The 18337-nt window shown below is 72.8% G+C and carries 14 protein-coding genes and 1 riboswitch; of the genes, 9 read left to right on the forward strand and 5 right to left on the reverse strand.

Annotated features, from left to right (window positions below; all coding sequences use genetic code 11):
• The first annotated feature begins 38 nt into the window (after positions 1-38).
• Positions 39-455 (forward strand): SHOCT domain-containing protein, encoded by a 417-nt coding sequence (locus tag ACGFSA_RS29280; protein ID WP_393309055.1) that lies wholly within the window; start codon positions 39-41, stop codon positions 453-455.
• Between the two features lie 2 nt (positions 456-457).
• Here the strand turns inward: ACGFSA_RS29280 and ACGFSA_RS29285 are convergent, their stop codons facing one another.
• On the reverse strand, positions 458-1582 hold the full coding sequence (locus tag ACGFSA_RS29285) for a sulfite oxidase (protein ID WP_393309056.1): 1125 nt from the start codon (positions 1580-1582) through the stop codon (positions 458-460).
• Positions 1583-1739: 157 nt separating this feature from the next.
• On the opposite strand from ACGFSA_RS29285, the gene ACGFSA_RS29290 reads away from it, so the two are divergent.
• The 4 genes from ACGFSA_RS29290 to cobM all read left to right on the forward strand — a co-directional run bounded on the left by ACGFSA_RS29290 (position 1740) and on the right by cobM (position 5875).
• Positions 1740-3122, forward strand: a complete 1383-nt coding sequence (locus ACGFSA_RS29290; protein ID WP_393309067.1) for an FAD-binding oxidoreductase — start codon at positions 1740-1742, stop codon at positions 3120-3122.
• Between the two features lie 83 nt (positions 3123-3205).
• Positions 3206-3613, forward strand: coding sequence for an SSI family serine proteinase inhibitor (locus ACGFSA_RS29295; RefSeq protein WP_393309057.1), 408 nt, complete (start codon positions 3206-3208; stop codon positions 3611-3613).
• Between the two features lie 238 nt (positions 3614-3851).
• Positions 3852-5129 carry a precorrin-6y C5,15-methyltransferase (decarboxylating) subunit CbiE gene (gene cbiE, locus ACGFSA_RS29300; RefSeq protein ID WP_393309068.1) on the forward strand — a complete coding sequence of 426 codons (1278 nt, stop codon included), beginning with the start codon at positions 3852-3854 and terminating at the stop codon, positions 5127-5129.
• Positions 5126-5875 (forward strand): precorrin-4 C(11)-methyltransferase, encoded by a 750-nt coding sequence (gene cobM / locus ACGFSA_RS29305; protein WP_393309058.1) that lies wholly within the window; start codon positions 5126-5128, stop codon positions 5873-5875. Before cbiE ends, cobM begins: the two co-directional genes overlap by 4 nt.
• An 18-nt stretch (positions 5876-5893) precedes the next feature.
• On the opposite strand, the gene ACGFSA_RS29310 is transcribed toward cobM, so the two are convergent.
• The gene (locus ACGFSA_RS29310) at positions 5894-7009 is read right to left on the reverse strand and encodes a cobalt-precorrin-5B (C(1))-methyltransferase (RefSeq protein ID WP_393309059.1); all 1116 of its coding nucleotides are present in this window, start codon (positions 7007-7009) and stop codon (positions 5894-5896) included.
• A 15-nt stretch (positions 7010-7024) separates the two neighbouring features.
• Here ACGFSA_RS29310 and ACGFSA_RS29315 point away from each other — a divergent pair, with 15 nt between their 5' ends.
• The gene (locus tag ACGFSA_RS29315; RefSeq protein ID WP_393309060.1) at positions 7025-7771 is read left to right on the forward strand and encodes a cobalt-precorrin-6A reductase; all 747 of its coding nucleotides are present in this window, start codon (positions 7025-7027) and stop codon (positions 7769-7771) included.
• A 34-nt stretch (positions 7772-7805) separates the two neighbouring features.
• On the opposite strand, the gene ACGFSA_RS29320 is transcribed toward ACGFSA_RS29315, so the two are convergent.
• From ACGFSA_RS29320 to cobG, 3 genes are read right to left on the reverse strand one after another with little or no spacing between them, the layout of a single operon-like run.
• A complete protein-coding gene (locus tag ACGFSA_RS29320) occupies positions 7806-9320 on the reverse strand; it encodes a precorrin-2 C(20)-methyltransferase (protein WP_393309061.1) in 1515 nt (504 codons plus the stop codon).
• A gap of 2 nt (positions 9321-9322) precedes the next feature.
• Positions 9323-9949, reverse strand: coding sequence for a precorrin-8X methylmutase (locus tag ACGFSA_RS29325; protein ID WP_393309062.1), 627 nt, complete (start codon positions 9947-9949; stop codon positions 9323-9325).
• A gap of 56 nt (positions 9950-10005) precedes the next feature.
• Positions 10006-11298, reverse strand: a complete 1293-nt coding sequence (gene cobG / locus ACGFSA_RS29330; protein ID WP_393309069.1) for a precorrin-3B synthase — start codon at positions 11296-11298, stop codon at positions 10006-10008.
• Between the two features lie 390 nt (positions 11299-11688).
• A riboswitch (cobalamin riboswitch) is annotated at positions 11689-11826 on the forward strand.
• A 71-nt stretch (positions 11827-11897) separates the two neighbouring features.
• Here cobG and cobN point away from each other — a divergent pair.
• From cobN to ACGFSA_RS29345, 3 genes are all read left to right on the forward strand, one after another.
• The gene (gene cobN / locus ACGFSA_RS29335) at positions 11898-15497 is read left to right on the forward strand and encodes a cobaltochelatase subunit CobN (protein WP_393309063.1); all 3600 of its coding nucleotides are present in this window, start codon (positions 11898-11900) and stop codon (positions 15495-15497) included.
• A gap of 366 nt (positions 15498-15863) precedes the next feature.
• On the forward strand, positions 15864-17492 hold the full coding sequence (locus ACGFSA_RS29340; RefSeq protein WP_393309070.1) for an adenosine deaminase: 1629 nt from the start codon (positions 15864-15866) through the stop codon (positions 17490-17492).
• A 232-nt stretch (positions 17493-17724) separates the two neighbouring features.
• Positions 17725-18282 carry a hypothetical protein gene (locus tag ACGFSA_RS29345; RefSeq protein WP_393309064.1) on the forward strand — a complete coding sequence of 186 codons (558 nt, stop codon included), beginning with the start codon at positions 17725-17727 and terminating at the stop codon, positions 18280-18282.
• The last annotated feature ends 55 nt before the right edge of the window (positions 18283-18337 follow it).

The raw sequence follows: 18337 nt of genomic DNA on the forward strand, positions 1-18337 counted from the left end.
GCGACGAGTCGAACGACGCGACGACCAGGGAGCGGAACGTGGACAGCTACCCCCTGCTCAACCTCTTCTGGACCATGCTCTGGTTCTTCCTCTGGATCATGTGGCTCTTCCTCCTCTTCAAGGTCATCTCGGACATCTTCCGCAGCGACGACCTCGGCGGCTGGGCCAAGGCGGGCTGGCTGATCCTGGCCCTGGTCGTGCCGTTCCTCGGCGTCCTGATCTACGTGATCGCACGCGGTAAATCCATGGGGAAGCGCGACATCGAGGAAGCCAGGCAGCGGGAAGCCGCCTTCAAGGCGTACGTACGGGAAGCCGCCGCCACCGGTGAAACGACCGGCCCGGCGAAACCCAGCGGCGGCAGCGTCGAGGACCTGGCGAAACTCGCCGAGCTGAAGGACCGTGGCGCGATCACGGACGAGGAGTTCCAGCGGGCGAAGACAAAACTTCTCGTCTGAGCTCACCCCAGCCCGCAGTGGACCGCGATCCGCTGGACCAGGTTGTTGCCGAAGCCGCCGCGGTTCCACGGCTGGGTGAGGGGCTGGACCCGGCCCCCGGCATCGGTGGCACGGGCGCTGAGGACATAGGTGCCGGGCACCGCCTTCCACGGCGCCTGCCACCGTTGCCAGGCCCAGGTGTGCCTGCCGTCCCCGTCCGGCGGGGCGAGTTCGGCGTCGTACCAGGAGCGGCCGTCGTCCGTGCTCACCTCGACCCGGGTGACCGGCGGCTCCCCCGACCAGGCGCGGCCCCGGAGCAGTACCCGGCCGGGGCGTACGTAACGGGTCCGGGACATGAAGTCCGGGAACCCGGGCGGGATCATCAGCGCCCGGGGAGCGATCCGGGTGACGGGTTCACCCGGATCGTCGGGCTCCTGCCGGTAGCGGTAGGCGGTCGTCTGCTGGAAGCCGGTGAACGGGGTCTCGGTGAGCCGGATCTCCCGAAGCCATTTCACGTGCGCCATGCCGTACCAGCCGGGCACCACCAGCCGCAGCGGACGGCCGTGCTGCGGCGGCAGCGGACCGCCGTTCATCGCGTACGCCACCAGCACTTCCGGCGTGTCGCCGGTGGCCACGTCCACCGGCAGGCTCCGCCGGTAGTCCTGCTCGACGCCCCGCTCGATACCGTGGTCGGCCCCGCAGAACACCGCCTCGACGGCGTCCGGTTCCACCCCGGCCTCGGCGAGCAGCAGCCGCAGCGGCACCCCGGTCCACTCCGCCGTACCGACCGCCTCGACCAGCCACGGCTGGCTCACCGGCCGCGGTACGAGCCGGGCCCGGCCGTTGCCCGCGCACTCCATCGTGACGCGCAGTGTGACGGCCGGGAACGACCGCAGCGCCGCCAGATCCAGTGCCAGCGGCTTCCGGACCCTGCCGTGCACGGTGAGCTGCGCGGAGCCGTCCGGGATCTCGGGGATGTCGTAGTGGACCAGTACGTAGTGCAGTCCGGGCGGGGTGATGTCGTAGCGCAGCGCCTCCAGCGGCAGACCGTGGTTGCGGGCGGCGAGCGCGAGTTCCTCCGGGCTGATGCCCTCGCCGGGCCCGGCGAGGCGCCCCGGCGGGCTCACATCACCAAGGGCTCGGTCCATGGATTCATGGTGCGCCCGTCCGGGCATCCCGACCACCGCTCCTCACCTGCCGGACACCGCATCCCGCTCTTTGCGCCGCGGCTGCCGATTGCACGGCCCTCCGACCGGCGGGAGCGTGAAGACGACAGCGGTCCGCACCCGCGGCAAGGAGACGGCCATGTGCTCCACCACGCTCGAAGCGATGAGGGCCGCGTTGCGCGGTCCGGTCATCGGCCCGCAGGACCCGGAGTACCGCGAGGCCCGCACGATCTACAACGGCATGATCGACCGGCGCCCGGCCGCCGTGGTGCGGTGCGCGGACGCGGCGGACGTCATGGCCGCGGTGGACTTCGTCCGCGGCGAAGGTCTCGAACTCGCCGTGCGGGGCGGCGGACACAGTGGAGCCGGACTGTGCCTGGTGGACGACGGCGTCACCCTCGACCTGTCACCGATGCGCTGGGCGCACATCGATCCCGCCGCCCGGACCGGCCGGGTCGGCGGCGGCACCCTGATCGGCGATCTGGACCACGCCGCCCACGCGTTCGGTCTGGCCACGCCCTCCGGAATCCTGTCGACGACCGGGGTCGGCGGCCTCACCCTCGGCGGTGGCCACGGCTATCTCACCCGCAGGTACGGCCTGACCGTGGACAACCTCCTCGCGGCGGACGTCGTCCTGGCCGACGGCCGCCACGTCACCGCGAACGGGTCCGAGAACGCCGACCTCTTCTGGGCGCTGCGCGGCGGCGGCGGGAACTTCGGCATCGTCACCTCGTTCGACTTCCGGCTGCACCCGGTCGACACCGTGGGGGTCGCGATCACCATGTGGCCGGTCGACCGGATCCGCGGAGTCCTGGAGTGGTACCGGGACTTCCTGCCGCAGGCGCCCGAGGACCTGAACGGCTTCTTCGCGGCGTTCACCGTGCCGCCCGGCCCGCCGTTCCCGGAGGAGATCCACCATCAGAAGATGTGCGGCGTCGTCTGGTGCTGGACCGGCGGCCCCGAGCTCCTCGAAGCCACCCTGAAGGTCGTGGCCGAACCGGGCCCGCCCGCCTTCCACTTCACCTCGCCGATGCCCTACCCGGCGCTCCAGACCATGTTCGACGCACTGCTCCCGAGCGGACTGCAGTGGTACTGGCGGGGCAACTTCTTCGACCGGATCACGGACGATGCCATCGCCGTCCACGCCAAGTACGCCGAGAACCTCCCCACGGACCTGTCGCTGACGCATCTGTATCCGGTCGACGGGGCCGCCCACCGGATCGGGCCGGACGACACGGCCTGGGCGTACCGGGACGCCGTCTGGTCCGGCGTCATCGCGGGCGTCGACCCCGACCCGGACAACGCCGAGGCGCTCAGGCAGTGGTGCGTGGACTACTGGGAGGAGCTGCATCCGCAGTCGATGGGCGGAACGTACGTGAACTTCATGGGCACGGGCGAGTCCCAGGACCGGGTACGGGCCACCTACGGCGACCACTACGACCGGCTCGCGGCCGTCAAGCAGGCGTACGACCCCGACAATTTCTTCCACACCAACCAGAACATCAAGCCGGCCGGCCGGTGATGAGGTCACGCGTACAGCAGTGAGGTCACGTACCCGGGGCACACCGCTCGTGTCCTCGTGACCGGCTCTTCGTTACCCAGACCATGATCATCTCTTCCGCCGCCCGGTGTCTGGCCGCGGCCTCGCTGGCCGCCGCCGCCCTGGCCACGCCCCTGCTCCTGGCTCCCGCCGTGCACGCCGACGTCCAGGAGAGCAGCCTCTTCCTGACCGTCTCCGGCAGCGAGAACACCTGGATCCGCGGCATCGGCCTCCAGTGTCCGCTCACCTCCGCGAGTCACCACCCGAAGGCGGCGGAGGCCTGCGCCGCTCTGAACGAGGCCGGGGGCGACCTCGACGAGCTGCCCGGCAACCCGCACCCGTGCCTGCTGATCCACGACCCCGTCACGGTCACCGCGCGGGGGACGTACAACGGCGCCACGGTGGACTGGCGGCGCACCTACCCGAACGCCTGCGTCATGGAGGCGAGCGCGGGGCCCGTCTTCGACTTCTGACCTGGCGCCGGCCCTGAACACCCCCTGCCCGGCGCGCAGACCGGGCAGGGTGTTCCGCGGTCAGCGGGCCGCCGCGGCCATCCGCTCCGCGACGCGAACCGCCGGTTCCGAGGGCCGCCCCGAGGCGTTCCGACGTACGTATGGCGATGCTCACCCGCCCGGAACGATCTCAGCGGTCAGCGCGAACAGTAGAGTTTCGGCTGCGTCAAAACCCCCGAACACCGAGGTACCGGCCGTGATCCCCGCAGAGCCCGCAATACCCCCGCCCCCTGCGCCCACCGTCGTCGGGATCGGTGCCGACGGGTGGGAGGGACTGCCCGGGACCTCACGCACGGCACTGTTCCGCGCCGAGGTGCTGATCGGCGGTGCACGGCAGTTGGAGCTGCTGCCGCCGCAGTGCGCGGGACAGCGGGTGCCCTGGCCCTCGCCGCTGCGGCCCGCCGTACCCGGTCTGCTGGCCGCGCACCCGGGGCTCCGCATCGCCGTACTCGCCAGTGGCGACCCCATGTTCTACGGCATCGGGCGCGCCCTCTGCGAGGAGTTGGGCGCCGGGAACCTCCGTGTCCTGCCGCATCCGTCCTCCGTCTCCTACGCCTGTGCCCGGCTCGGCTGGCCGCTGGAGGACACCGAGGTCGTCACGCTGGTGGGCAGGCCCGCCGCCCGCCTGGCCGCCGCCCTGCACGAGGGCCGGCGCCTGCTGGTGCTGAGCGCGGGTGCCAAAACCCCCGCCGACGTGGCCGCGCTGCTGCGCGAACGCGGCTTCGGGCCCAGCCCGATGCGGGTGCTGGAACAGCTCGGCGGCGAGGCCGAGGACTGCGTCACGGGTACGGCCGACGGGTGGGCACATCCGGCGGGCGATCCGCTCAACGTCATCGCGGTCGAGTGCCGTCGTGCCCCGGACGCACTGCGGCTCGGCGCCGTACCCGGGCTGCCGGACGACGCGTACGAGCACGATGGTCAGCTCACCAAGCGGCATGTCCGCGCCGCCACGCTCGGGACGCTGGCCCCGGCGCCCGGCGAGCTGCTGTGGGACATCGGCGGCGGGTCCGGGTCGATCGCCGTCGAGTGGATGCGCACCCACCCGTCCTGCCGTGCCGTCACCGTCGAACGCGACCCGGTGCGGGCCGGACGCATCACCCGTAACGCGGACCGGCTCGGCGTCCCCGCGCTGCGCGTGGTCACCGGCCGGGCACCGGAAGCTCTGGCCGGACTGCCGGTGCCGGACGCCGTGTTCATCGGCGGCGGGCTGACCGTGCCGGGGCTGCTCGACGCCTGCTGGGACGCGCTGCCCCCCGGCGGACGGCTGGTCGCCAACACCGTCACGCTGGAGTCCGAGGCGCTGCTCGCCGAGCGGTACCGGCGCCACGGCGGCGAGCTGGTGCGGCTCGCGGTGGCGCACGCCGTGCCGGTCGGCGGCTTCACCGGCTGGCGCCAGGCCATGCCGGTCACCCAGTGGTCCGTGCGCAAACCCGTCGGCACCCCCTCGATACCGTCCTCGTCAGGAGAGAACAGATGACCGTGTACTTCATCGGCGCCGGCCCCGGCGCCGCCGACCTGATCACGGTCCGCGGCGCCCGGACGCTCGCCGCCTGTCAGGTCTGTCTGTACGCGGGCAGCCTGGTCCCCCGCGAACTCCTCGCCGAATGCCCGCCGGACGCCCGCCTCGTCGACACCGCGCAGCTCAACCTCGACGAGATCACCGACGAGTTGGTGCGCGCCCACGGAAACGGGCAGGACGTGGCCCGGCTGCACTCCGGCGACCCGTCCGTCTTCAGCGCGGTCGCCGAGCAGATGCGGCGGCTCGACGCGGCAGGCGTGCCGTACGAAGTGGTGCCCGGTGTACCGGCGTTCGCGGCCGCTGCCGCGGCCCTGGGGCGGGAGCTGACCGTACCGACCGTCGGCCAGACCGTCATCCTCACCCGGATCGCCCACCGCGCCACCGCCATGCCGGACGGCGAGGACCTGGCCACGCTCGGCCGCAGCGGTGCGCTGATCGTGCTGCACCTGGCCGCCCGGTACGTCGACCGGGTCGTCGAGGAGCTGCTGCCGCACTACGGGGCCGACTGCCCGGCCGCCGTGGTGGCCATGGCGTCCCGCCCGGACGAGCTGATCCTGCGCGGTTCGCTGAGTGACATCGCCGAGCAGGTGAAGGCCGCGGGGGTGATCCGTACCGCCGTCATCATGGTCGGCCGCACGCTGGGCGCCGAGCAGTTCCGCGACAGCCACCTGTACTCGGCCGAGCGCGACCGGCACGTCTGCTGACGGGCGGCGCCGCCCGCGTCAGCGCACATCGCTGCGGCCGACGACCGTGCCCGCCCGGTCGATGCAGATGACGTCCACGGCCACCGGAGCCCCGCGCAGCACCGACAGCGCCTGGTCGCGGGCGGCCACCGCGACCAGGTCGCCCAGCGGGACCCCGGCCGCCGCGCACAGCTGAAGGGCGGCCAGACCCGTGTTGGCGTCCGCCACCTCGGCGGTCAGCGACGCGTCCGCGCCGCCCTGCCGGGCGAGTCCGGCGAGGAACCCCTTGTCGACCTGGGAGCGGGCGGAGTGCAGATCCAGATGGCCCGCCGCGAGCTTCGACAGCTTCGCGAAGCCGCCGCAGACCGTCAGCCGGTCCACCGGATGCCTGCGTACGTACTTGAGCACCGCCCCGGCGAAGTCGCCCATGTCGAGCAGGGCGATCTCCGGCAGACCGTACTCGGCGACGACGGTCTTCTCCGAGGTCGACCCCGTGCACCCCGCCACATGCGTGTGCCCCGCGGCGCGGGCCACGTCCACGCCCCGGCGGATCGAGTCGATCCACGCCGAGCAGGAGTAGGGGACGACGATCCCGGTCGTGCCGAGGATCGACAGGCCGCCCAGGATGCCGAGTCGCGGATTCCACGTGGAACGGGCGATCTCCTCGCCGTGATCGACGGACACGGTGATCTCGACGTCGCCCGTGTCCCCGTGGTCCGCCGCCACGCGCGCGATGTGGTCGCGCATCATCTGCCGCGGCACCGGGTTGATCGCGGGCTCGCCGACGTCGAGCGGCAGACCGGGGCGGGTCACGGTGCCCACGCCCGGACCGGCCCGGAACACCACACCCGATCCCGGCGGCAGCCGGCGCACCGTGGCCCGTACCAGCGCGCCGTGCGTCACGTCCGGGTCGTCTCCCGCGTCCTTGACCACGCCGGCCGTCGCCCGGTCCCCGGCGAGTTCCTCCACCGCCAGCGCGAACGCCGGGCGCTGGTCCTTGGGCAGGACGATGGTCACCGGGTCGGGGAAGTCGCCGGTCAGCAGGGCGGTGTACGCGGCGGTCGTGGCCGCGGTCGCACAGGCGCCGGTCGTCCAGCCCGGCCGCAGACCGGTGTGTTTGAGTTGGGCGCTGCGCCCGCCCTTCGCCTCACTCATGTCTGGACCGATCCCATGCACGTACTCGTCCTCGGTGGCACCACGGAGGCACGCCGTCTCGCCGAGCACCTGGCCGGGGCGCTCCCGGCCGGGGCCCGGGTCACCAGTTCGCTGGCCGGCCGGGTGGCCAGTCCGAAGCTGCCGCCCGGCGAGGTGCGGGTGGGCGGGTTCGGCGGAGCCGAGGGGCTCGCCGTGTGGCTGCGTACGCACCGGGTCGACGCGCTCATCGATGCCACCCATCCTTTCGCCGGGACGATCAGCTTCCATGCGGCGTCGGCCGCCGCCGCCGCCCATGTTCCCCTGCTCGCTCTGCGCCGCCCCGGCTGGGTGCCCACGGACGGCGACCGCTGGCACCCGGTGGGCTCCCTGGCCGAGGCGGCGCAGGCGCTGCCCGGGCTCGGGGAGCGGGTCTTCCTGACCACGGGCCGAATGGGGCTCGCCGCCTTCGCCGGTCTCGACTCGCAGTGGTTCCTGATGCGGTCGGTGGACGCCCCCGACGGACCGCACCCGGCGCGGATGGAGGTCCTGCTGGACCGGGGGCCGTTCACCCTCGGCGGGGAGCGCGAACTGATCCGCCGTCACCGCATCGATGTCCTCGTCACCAAGGACAGCGGGGGTGACGCCACCGCCCCGAAACTGACCGCGGCCCGGGAGTCCGGTGTTCCGGTGGTGGTGGTCCGCCGGCCGCCGGTCCCGGACGGCGTCCCCGTGGTCGCCACGCCGGAACTCGCCGTGGACTGGCTGTCCGGCCTGCTCGGCTGACGGCCTCCCCCGCGGCAGGCCGTGAGGCGGGACCTCAGGCCTCCGGGTAGCGCCGCGGCGTCCACACGATCTGCTGACCGTCCCCCCGCCGCACCGACCGCGTCTGCGAGGAGCCGACCAGCAGGATCGTCCGCATGTCGACCTCGGCCGGTTCCAGCTCCGCCAGGGTGACGATGCGTACGCTCTCCGAGGGCCCGCCCACATCCCGGCCCACCACCACCGGCGTATCCGGCGAACGGTGCTCCAGCAGCAGGTCACGGGCCTTGCCCACCTGCTCGGTGCGGGTCCGCGAACCCGGGTTGTACAGCGCCAGCACCAGGTCCGCCGCCGCGGCCGCGCACAGCCGGGTGGCGATCACCTCCCACGGCTTGAGCCGGTCGGAGAGCGAGATCGTGGCGTAGTCGTGGCCGAGCGGCGCGCCCGCGCGGGCGGCGGCGGCGTTGGCCGCGGTCACCCCGGGCAGCACCCGCACGGGCACCTTCGCGTACGCGTCCTGCGAGGCGACCTCCAGCACGGCGGTCGCCATGGCGAAGATCCCCGGGTCGCCGCCCGAGACCACGGCCACGCGGCGTCCGCGCCGGGCCAGGTCGAGGGCGAACTCGGCACGTTCCGACTCCACCTTGTTGTCGGAGCCGTGGCGCGCCTGTCCCGGGCGGACCGGGACGCGGTCCAGGTACGTGGTGTAGCCGACGAGATCGTCGGCGGCGGCCAGCGCCCCGCAGGACTCCGGGGTCAGCCACAGCGGCCCGGCGGGACCGGTCCCGACGACCACGACCTCACCCACGCGCTCCGCGTCCTCGGCCGCCTCCGGCCGGGGCGCGTCGATCCGGCTGGGCAGCACCGCGACAGCGAAGTACGGAACGGAGTCCGGGTCGGTGTCCGCGAGATCGCCGGTGCGCTCCCCGGCCATCGTGGCGCGCTCCACGTAGTGCGCCTCGTCCAGCCGCCCGGAGGCCTCGAAGGCGCGCCGCACGGCGGGGAACGTGCGCCCCAGCTTCATCACCACGGCGGCGTCGGTGGCGGCCAGGCGGGCCGTCAACTCCTCCTCCGGCAGCGTGCCGGGCAGGATCGTCAGCACCTCCTCGCCCTCGGCGAGCGGGGTGCCGAGCCGGGCGGCAGCGGCGCTGACCGACGTGACCCCGGGGATCACCTCGGTGGGATACCGGTCGGCGAGCCGCTTGTGCATGTGCATGTACGAGCCGTAGAACATCGGGTCGCCCTCGGCGAGGACCGCCACCGTCCGCCCGGCGTCCAGGTGCACGGCCAGCCGGGCCGCGGCCTCGCCGTAGAACTCCTCCATCGCACCCCGGTAGCCGCCCGGGTGGTCGGTGGTCTCCGTCGTGACCGGATAGACCAGCTTCTCCTCGATGTGGTCCGCGCGGATGTGCTCGGCGGCGATGGAGCGCGCGATGGACCGTCCGTGACGGGCGCTGTGATAGGCGATGACATCGGCCTCGGCGATGGTCTGCACGGCGCGTACGGTCATCAGTGCCGGATCGCCGGGACCGAGCCCCACCCCGTACAGCCGGCCCGTGTTCTGCTCGCTCACTCTTACTCTTCCTCGCTGGCGATCGCGTTGAGCGCGGCCGCGGCTATGGCGCTGCCGCCGCGGCGGCCCCGTACGACCAGGTGTTCCAGACCGGACGGATGGTCGGCCAGGGCGTCCTTGGACTCGGCGGCTCCGACGAAGCCGACGGGCACACCGATGACGGCGGCCGGGCGCGGAGCGCCTTCCTCGATCATCTCAAGCAGCCGGAACAGGGCGGTCGGTGCGTTGCCCACGGCCACCACCGCCCCCTCCATGCGGTCCCGCCACAGCTCCATCGCCGCGGCGCTGCGGGTCGTTCCCAGCTTCTTGGCGAGATCGGGGACCGTGGGGTCCGACAGGGTGCAGATGACCTCGTTGTCGGCGGGCAGCCGCTTGCGGGTGACCCCGCTGGCGACCATGGCCACGTCGCACAGGATCGGCGCACCGGAGCGCAGCGCCACGCGGGCAGCGGCCACGACCCCCGGGGTGAAGTCGATGTCGCGTACGAGGTCGACCATGCCGCACGCGTGGATCATACGGACCGCGACCTGGCTGACGTCGGCGGGCAGCCCCGCGAGATCCGCCTCGGCGCGGATGGTGGCGAAGGACTGGCGGTAGATCGCCGGTCCGTCCTTCTCGTACTGGAACACGGTGGTTTCGCTCTCTCCGGTCGGTGGTCGGGCTGCAGCGCCCTCGGGTCGGTGGTTCAGGTACGGGTGCGGCGGGCGGCGTTCACCGCGGCGGCCAGGTCGGACGGGCCGCCGTGGACCGTCACGGGGGCGCCCCGTTCGCCGCCGCGGACCTGGGCCACCTGGTGCCCGCCCGGAACGGCGACGACGTCGGCCCAGGCGCCCTTGGGGTGACCGCAGCGGCGTTCACAGCCGGACCAGTGGACGGGGAGCTGCCCGGCAACGAGCTCTCCGGCGGTCCGCACGAAAGCCTCCGCGTCGCCCCGCACATCCGCCAGGGACTTCGCACAGCCGGGCCGGCCGATGCACGCACCGACCCCCGTCCACGCGGAGTCGGGCCCGGTGATCAATCCGGCCGCGCCCCACTCGCGCAGCCGCGCCGCCGCGTCGCCGGGCGTCACGCCCGTCACGACGACGCTCCGCCACGGGGTCAGCCGCAGCTCGCGGCCCACGCGGGACAGGCTCGCCCACTGCGCACCGGTGAGCCGCCCGAGCGGCACCCCCACACAGACCGCGGTGGAGACGACGCCGTACGCGGGCTCCTGCGCCGCCGTCGCCGGCGGTACGCGCTCCGCGGCACCGGCCACCCGCAGCGCCGCCCTCACCGAATCCAGCAACTCCTCGGCAGCGAACGGAAGTTCGCTCACACGCCAGGCGCCCGTCTCCCGCGCCGCCGCCAGAAACGTCTCGGCGGCGATGAGCGCCGCGCGCGGCGCGTCGTCCCCGGAGACCCTCAGCACTGCCTCCGCGGCCCCGACCCGCAGGAGCGCGCTCCCGTCGCTCCGCCCCAGCAACGTCACATCCGCACCCAGGGCATCAACGTCACCACGGCCGTCGTCCAGCGCGAAGAGAAAGCGGCCGGACAACCCGGCCGCTTTGTCACTTCCGCACAACAGCGCGTCCAGCGCGGTCAGCCACGGCCGGACATCCCGGTGGCCCCGGCCGTCGAGCCCGGAGAGCGGGGAGGCCACGACGTTGCGTATCCGCTCATGGCTCCGGGACGGCAGCAGCCCTGCCCCGGACAGGAGTTCGGCGAGCCGTCCGCCGCACCCCAGGCCGAGGCCGCGCAACTGGACATTGCCCCGCGAAGTGAGATGCAGCTCACCGTCGCCCAACTCCCGCGCGGCACCGTGGAGCGCGTCCGCCTGTCGGGCAGTCAGCACGCCACCGGGGATCCGGACCCGCGCCAGCGCCCCGTCGTCCGCCCGGTGGAGCCGCAGCGACCCCGGGCAGGCATCGCCGCGGTCACGGGAGACGGGCTCCCCCAGGGTTGATGGCGGGGTGTCGGAAGTGGACATGGCGGCGAGCATACCGACCATCATTCCGAGCTGTATGAATCCCATCCGATGCAAGGCCCTTACTATGCCTAGCAACGGGCCACCCGGCCCGGCGTCGCCTAAGAGCCTGTCGGGCGACCTCTGATCGGGCGGTCACGGCGTGGCACGCACGCTTCCGGCGTTGCCGAAATGCCCTAGTAGCTCCGCTACGAGGCCATCCCGGCGCCTTGGAATCGCACGCACCACGCCGCGTCCGCTCTCCGATCGAAGGTCACCCGACAGGCTCTAAGAGGCCTCGCACGTAGGTGGGGTGGAGGAAGGAGCGGGGCGAGGGGCAAGCCTGGCAAGGCGGAGGAGGGAGGCGACGCGGAGCGTCGTCGACCGACGACAACGCCGCCAGGCGCCGCCCATCGGCACGCGACGCCGCCCCACCTACGTGCGAGGCCTCTAAGACGGCGATAGGGGAGGAAGCCCGGTGCGAGTCCGGCGCGGTCCCGCCACTGTGAGTCCGGCCTGGGCGGCCGGGCGAGTCAGGAACTCCCTTCCCCGAGCTCTCGACCCCGCTCGAGCAGGGGAGACCCCATTTCGACACCGCCCGGGGCGTGGACACCCCGAGGAAGGCCCGACGCCGCATGATTCTGCTCCTGTCGACGTCCGACACCGACCTGCTCAGCGCCCGCGCCGCGGACGGTCCGGTGACCTACCGCTACGCCAACCCCTCGCGCCTGTCGCTCGACGACCTCCCCGCCCTCCTCGACGGCACCGACCTCGTCGTCGTACGCCTCCTCGGCGGTGTCCGCGCCTGGCAGGAAGGGCTCGACCAGGTCCTCGCCACCGGCAGGCCGGTCGTCGTCCTCACCGGCGAACAGGCCCCCGACGCCCAGCTGATGGCCGCCTCCACCGTCCCGATCGGGATCGCCGCCGAGGCCCACGCCTACCTGGCGCACGGCGGCCCGGCCAACCTGGACCAGCTGGCCCGGTTCCTCTCCGACACCGTGCTGCTGACCGGCCACGGCTTCGAGCCCCCGGCGCCCGCACCGTCCTGGGGACCCCTGGAGCGCACCGCGCGCGCCACCGACGGCCCGACCATCGCGGTGCTCTACTACCGCGCCCACCACATGAGCGGGAACACCGCGTTCGTCGACACGCTCTGCCGGGCGGTCGAGGACGCGGGCGCCCGTGCCCTCCCCCTGTACGTCGCCTCGCTGCGTACCCCGGAACCCGCACTCATCGACGAACTGCGCGCCGCCGACGCCATCGTCACCACCGTCCTCGCCGCGGGCGGCACCCGGCCCGCCGAGGCATCGGCGGGCGGCGACGACGAGTCCTGGGACGCGGGTGCGCTCACCGGACTCGACGTACCGATCCTGCAGGCTCTCTGCCTGACCAGCTCGCGCAGCGACTGGGAGGACAACGACGAGGGTGTCTCCCCGCTCGACGCGGCCAGCCAGATCGCGGTCCCCGAGTTCGACGGCCGGCTGATCACCGTCCCGTTCTCCTTCAAGGAGGTCGACGAGGACGGGCTGCCCGCGTACGTCGCCGACACCGAACGCGCCGCACGCGTCGCCGGAATCGCCGTACGCCACGCACGGCTTCGCCACATCCCGGCCGGGGACAAGCGTCTGGCACTCGTCCTCTCCGCCTACCCGACCAAGCACTCCCGTATCGGCAACGCCGTCGGGCTCGACACCCCCGCCAGCGCCGTCGCCCTGTTGCGCCGACTGCGCGCCGAGGGATACGACTTCGGGCCCGAGGACGAACTCCCCGGCCTGGTCTCCGGCGACGGCGACGAGCTGATCTACGCCCTGATCGAGGCCGGCGGCCACGACCAGGAGTGGCTGACCGAGGAGCAGCTGGCCCGCAACCCGGTCCGTATCCCGGCCGCCGACTACCGGCGCTGGTACGCCACGCTCCCGGCCGGCCTCCGCGACGCCGTCGAGCGGCACTGGGGTCCGCCGCCCGGCGAGATGTTCGTGGACCGCTCCCGCAATCCGGAGGGCGACATCGTGCTCGCCGCCCTGCGCCGCGGGAACCTCCTCATTCTCATCCAGCCGCCGCGCGGCTTCGGCGAGAACCCGATCGCGATCTACCACGACCCCGATCTGCCGCCCTCGCACCACTACTTGGCCGCGTACCGCTGGATCGCGGCGGCGCGGGACGACGGCGGTTTCGGGGCCGACGCGATGATCCACCTCGGCAAGCACGGCAACCTGGAGTGGCTGCCCGGCAAGAACGCGGGCCTGTCCGCGGACTGCGGCCCGGACGCGGCACTGGGTGATCTCCCGCTCGTCTACCCGTTCCTGGTGAACGACCCGGGCGAGGGCACGCAGGCCAAGCGCCGCGTCCACGCCACCCTGATCGACCACCTCGTGCCGCCGATGGCCCGCGCGGACAGCTACGGCGACATCGCGCGCCTGGAGCAACTCCTCGACGAGCACGCCCAGATCGCCGCGATGGACCCGGCGAAACTGCCCGCGATCCGCGCCCAGATCTGGACCCTGATCCAGGCCGCCAAGCTCGACCACGACCTCGGGCTCGACGACCGCCCGGACGACGAGGGTTTTGACGAGTTCATCATGCATCTGGACGGCTGGCTCTGCGAGATCAAGGACGCCCAGATCCGCGACGGCCTGCACGTCCTGGGCGGTGCTCCGGCCGGTGCGGACCGGGTCAACCTGGTCCTGGCGATCCTGCGCGCCCGCCAGATCTGGGGCGGTACGGCGTCGCTGCCCGGCCTGCGCGAGGCACTCGGGCTGGACGAGTCCGCTGCCACCCGCACCACCGCCGACGAGGCCGAGGAGCAGGCACGCGCCCTGGTCCAGGCGATGGAGGACGCGGACTGGGACCCGGCAGCGGTCGCGACCGTAACAGCGTCGCATCCGCGACCGGTCGCGGACATCCTCGACTTCGCCGCCCGCGAGGTGGTCCCCCGGCTGTCCGCCACCACCGCCGAACTCGACCACACCGTCCACGCCCTGAACGGTGGCTTCGTCCCGGCGGGCCCCTCCGGATCCCCGCTGCGCGGCCTGGTCAACGTCCTGCCGACCGGTCGCAACTTCTACTCCGTCGACCCGAAGGCGGTCCCGTCCCGCCTCGCCTGGGAGACCGGTCAGGCCCTGGCCGACTCGCTCCTGGAGCGCTACCGCACCGACAACGGCGAGTGGCCCACCTCGGTCGGCCTCTCCCTGTGGGGCACCAGCGCGATGCGCACCTCCGGCGACGACGTCGCCGAGGCCCTGGCGCTGCTCGGCATCCGCCCGGTCTGGGACGACGCCTCGCGCCGCGTCACCGGCCTGGAACCGATCGACCTCGCCGAGCTGGGCCGCCCGCGCATCGATGTGACGCTGCGCATCTCCGGCTTCTTCCGGGACGCGTTCCCGCACACCATCGGCCTGCTCGACGACGCGGTCCGTCTCGCCGCGTCCCTCGACGAACCGGCCGAGCAGAACCACATCCGGGCGCACGCCCAGGCCGACCTCGCCGAACACGGCGACGAACGCCGGGCCACCACCCGTATCTTCGGCTCCCGCCCCGGTACCTACGGAGCGGGTCTCCTCCAGCTCATCGACAGCCGCGACTGGCGCACCGACGCCGACCTCGCCGAGGTCTACACCGTCTGGGGCGGTTACGCCTACGGCCGCGAACTCGACGGGCGCCCGGCCCGCGACGAGATGGAGACGGCGTACAAGCGCATCGCCGTGGCCGCCAAGAACACGGACACCCGCGAGCACGACATCGCGGACTCGGACGACTACTTCCAGTACCACGGCGGCATGGTGGCCACGGTCCGCGCCCTGCGCGGCACCGCCCCGGAGGCGTACATCGGCGACTCCACCCGCCCGGAGACGGTCCGCACCCGCACCCTCGTCGAGGAGACGTCCCGCGTCTTCCGCGCCCGCGTGGTCAACCCCAAGTGGATCGAGGCGATGCGCCGCCACGGCTACAAGGGCGCCTTCGAACTCGCCGCGACGGTCGACTACCTCTTCGGCTACGACGCGACGACGGGCGTGGTCGCCGACTGGATGTACGACAAGCTCACCGAGACGTACGTCCTGGACCCGACCAACCGCGAATTCCTGCAGCAGGCCAACCCCTGGGCCCTGCACGGCATCGCGGAACGCCTCCTGGAGGCCGAGTCCCGCGGCATGTGGGCCAAGCCGGACCCTGCGGTACTGGAGGCGCTGCGCCAGGCGTTCCTGGAGACGGAGGGGGACCTGGAGGGCGAGGACTGAGCGACGCCGGTGGTACGTGGGTGTGGCGCTCCGTTCCGCACGGGGCGCCACACCCAGCCGGCGCCGCCCTCTCGTCGACTTCCCCGCGCCCGGTCCGACCGCACCGCCGCCGGTCATGCGTGAGCCGCCCGGCAGGCCGTCCCTCCGGCGGGCGGTCGGCCGGCCGGCCGTGAGGGAACAGGCCGTACCGGACCCGCGCCGGCCGAGGAGCAGGCGGCCGACGAACAGGTGCGTGCGCCGGACGCTCGTGGACCGCCGGGAAGAATCGGCAGGACGTCTGGCGTGATCACTCGGCCGGGTGGTCCCTGCCGGGTGACCGCCCGTCGCGCGTTCAGCGTCGGCGGAACTCGGGATCATGCGCAGGTGATCTTCGTGAACAGCCGCTCCGTGCGCCGCCCCCGTGGCCTCCTGGCCCCGATCGGTCTCGGCGCCCTCGCCGTCCTGTCCCTGCTGCCGGGCTCGCTGCCCGCCGCCGCGCAGCCGGTGACCGCCACTCGGTCCCCCGCTGCCGCACCCCAACCCCCGCTCACCGCCGGGGAGGCCCGGGCCTCCGCGCGGCTCGCCGCGATCCGGAACGATCCGGCCGCGCTGAAGGCCTTCTTCACGGCACTGCCGAAGGGAGGGGACCTGCACAACCACCTGTCCGGCGCCGTCTCGACCGAATACCTCATCTCGCTCGCCGCGGAAGACGGTCTGTGCGTCGACGAGACGACGCTGACCGCGGTCCAGCCGCCGTGCGGCCCCGGCCGGCGGCCGGCGTCGGACGCCCTGTCCGACGGCCCCTTCCGCCGCTCGGTGCTGCGGGCGTGGTCCATGCAGGACTTCCCGCCGGGGCAGTCGGGGCACGACCACTTCTTCGACACGTTCGGGAAGTTCGGCGAGGTCACCTGGCGCCACCGGGGAAAGCTCCTCGCCGAAGTGGCCAACACCGTCGCGAGGCAGAACCAGTTCTATCTGGAGACGATGGTGACCCCCGCGTCGGACGGCGCGAGGGACCTGGCCGCCGAGGTCGGCTGGGACCCGGACCTGGCAAAGCTGCACGGCAAACTGCTGGCCGGTGGCAAGCTCGACAAGCTGGTCGCCGAGGCGAGCCGGGAGACGGACGAGTCCGACGCGGAGTTCCGCACGGCAGCACAGTGCGGCACGCCCCGCGCGGAGGCCGGCTGCCGGCTGCCGGTGCGGTGGATCTCCCAGGTGTCGCGCGGCAGTTCGCCCGAGCGGGTCTTCACGCAGATGGCTCTGGGACTGCGCCTCGCCGAACGGGACAAGCGATTCGTCGCCGTGAACCTGGTGCAGCCGGAGGACTGGGACAGCTCCCTGCAGAACTACAGCCTCCAGATGCGGATGCTCGACTACCTGCACCGCGTGTACCCCAAGGCGCACATCACCCTGCACGCGGGCGAGTTGTGGCCCGGCCTGGTCAAGCCCGAGGACCTGACCTTCCACATCGGTGAGGCCGTGAAAGTCGCCCACGCCGAGCGCATCGGCCACGGTGTCGACCTGGTCCACGAGGACAACTGGCGGCAGCTCGCCCGCACCATGGCCGCCCGGCGGATCGCGGTCGAGGTCCCGTTCACCAGCAACGCGCAGATCCTCGGGGTCAAGGGCGCCGACCACCCCTTCACCACCTACCGCGCCTACGGCGTGCCCGTCGTGCTGGCCACCGACGATCCCGGTGTCTCCCGGATCGACATCAGCCACGAGTACCAGTACGCCGCCACAACGTACGACCTCGGCTACCGCGACCTGAAGGACCTCGCGCGGGCCTCCCTGCAGTACGCCTTCCTGCCGGGCGCCGGCATCTGGCAGGGCAACCCGACCCGGAACGGCTACCGTCTCGCCAACTCCTGCCGCCACGAGACCCCCGGCGCGAGCAACCCCGGGCAGCAGTGCCGACGCCTCCTGGACGCCAGCCCCAAGGCGCGGATCCAGTGGCGCCAGGAAGCCGCGTTCTCGGCCTTCGAGCGGCGGATCGCCACCACCACGACAGGCTGACGGACACGACGCACCGGCTCCGGACACCACGGGCTCCCTCCGGCACATGCGGTCCTCGCGGTTCGCACAGGGGTGGGTGGCCGCCCCTGGGGGCCGGTGTCCTGGGGGCCGGTGTTACTCTCCCCCACTGCATGGGGGGTTTGGCCCAGGGGGGCTCATCACTTCGCGGTGTCGACCGCGGCACATCGTGCCGCGCCCTCTCCATGCACCCGTCGCAACCATGGAGACACCCGTGAGTCACCACACCCAGCCGCGGCGGGCCACTGTCCGCAGGGTTCTCGGCAGCGCACTCGTGCCTGTCCTCGGGCTCGGGCTCGGTATCGCAGCGACCGGCGTCCCCGCCGCGTTCGCCGCCCCGGCCGCCCAGATGGCTGTCGCCGCCACCGCCACCGCGTCGGCGCTCGACCCCTGGGCGGCGTCCGTACCGCTGACGGACGGCACCACCATCCAGGACGTTCTTGACGTGAAGACGGCCAAGAACGGAGCCGTCGTCGCGCTGTGGAACCGCAAGCCCGCCGACAAGAGCAAGCGTGAGCTGGTCGCGGCGGTCCGCCCGGCCGGGAGCACCGTCTGGGGCGCACCGCAGGTGCTGACCACGACCCCCACCGAGCGAGGTGACGCACAGCTCGTCACCTCGGCCGACGGTTCCGTCGTAGCGGCTTGGACGGAGTACCCGAACGACACCCCGCCCGACGGTCAGAAGCCCGGCGTCGTCTTCCGGATGTCCGTGCTCGCGGCCGGTGCCACCACGACTCTGGTGCGCAATTCTCGGCGGCTGCTTGACCGGTAGGTGATGATCGTTCCTGCGGTCGTTACGTGTCGTCCGGCCGTGGAGGGTGGGTTGT

This window comes from Streptomyces sp. NPDC048496 (assembly GCF_043200055.1).
Classification (GTDB): Bacteria; Actinomycetota; Actinomycetes; order Streptomycetales; family Streptomycetaceae; genus Streptomyces.

Excerpts from the sequence above, each read along its gene's own strand:
- ACGFSA_RS29315 (WP_393309060.1), top strand. The coding sequence starts at position 7,025 with ATGCACGTACTCGTCCTCGGTGGCACCACGGAGGCACGCCGTCTCGCC.
- ACGFSA_RS29295 (WP_393309057.1), top strand. The coding sequence starts at position 3,206 with ATGATCATCTCTTCCGCCGCCCGGTGTCTGGCCGCGGCCTCGCTGGCC.
- ACGFSA_RS29285 (WP_393309056.1), bottom strand. The coding sequence starts at position 1,582 with ATGGACCGAGCCCTTGGTGATGTGAGCCCGCCGGGGCGCCTCGCCGGG.
- ACGFSA_RS29290 (WP_393309067.1), top strand. The coding sequence starts at position 1,740 with ATGTGCTCCACCACGCTCGAAGCGATGAGGGCCGCGTTGCGCGGTCCG.
- cobG (WP_393309069.1), bottom strand. The coding sequence starts at position 11,298 with ATGCTCGCCGCCATGTCCACTTCCGACACCCCGCCATCAACCCTGGGG.
- ACGFSA_RS29310 (WP_393309059.1), bottom strand. The coding sequence starts at position 7,009 with ATGAGTGAGGCGAAGGGCGGGCGCAGCGCCCAACTCAAACACACCGGT.
- cobM (WP_393309058.1), top strand. The coding sequence starts at position 5,126 with ATGACCGTGTACTTCATCGGCGCCGGCCCCGGCGCCGCCGACCTGATC.
- cobN (WP_393309063.1), top strand. The coding sequence starts at position 11,898 with ATGATTCTGCTCCTGTCGACGTCCGACACCGACCTGCTCAGCGCCCGC.